General features: G+C 30.6%; 1 protein-coding gene and 1 pseudogene. Both read left to right on the plus strand.

Translation table 11 applies throughout. The features are described from left to right. Nucleotides 1–233 (plus strand): annotated as a pseudogene (locus tag RB160_RS23955) (SF0329 family protein); the annotation flags it as partial. Between the two features lie 14 nt (nucleotides 234–247). Further along, nucleotides 248–427 (plus strand): hypothetical protein, encoded by a 180-nt coding sequence (locus RB160_RS23960; RefSeq protein WP_316572958.1) that lies wholly within the window; start codon nucleotides 248–250, stop codon nucleotides 425–427. The last annotated feature ends 8 nt before the right edge of the window (nucleotides 428–435 follow it).

The raw sequence follows: 435 nt of genomic DNA on the forward strand, positions 1-435 counted from the left end.
ATAAAAAAGAAATACTAAGTGCTTCTGATGTTACATATGCAGTAAAGCATGAGAAACTATATCAACAAATTAAAGAAGAAAAGAACCTGAAAGGAATTCCCTATAACGCAGATTGGGATGTAATGTTTAACTCTGAAAAACGACAGGAACTAATAAAGGCATCGGATGATGCTGAAGAAATCATGATAAATCAAAACATCTTTGAAAGTTATCATCTCTCTATTCACCCTTAATGGATTATGGTTCATTGTCTATCGATGAAGCGATGAATTCTGAGAATATTATTATTAAGGCATATTCAATGTTTGATAGAAGGTTAGGTAAAAGAAGATTAGAAAAATTGGAATTTACCAAAGAAACCCATCCGTTGATTATGGACTTTTACAAAATAAGATGTGATGTTGAAGGAATAACACTTAATGGATAAGTTTTTTT

The sequence above is a fragment of the Neobacillus sp. YIM B06451 genome, assembly GCF_032667185.1.
Lineage (GTDB): Bacteria > Bacillota > Bacilli > Bacillales > Cytobacillaceae > Bacillus_D.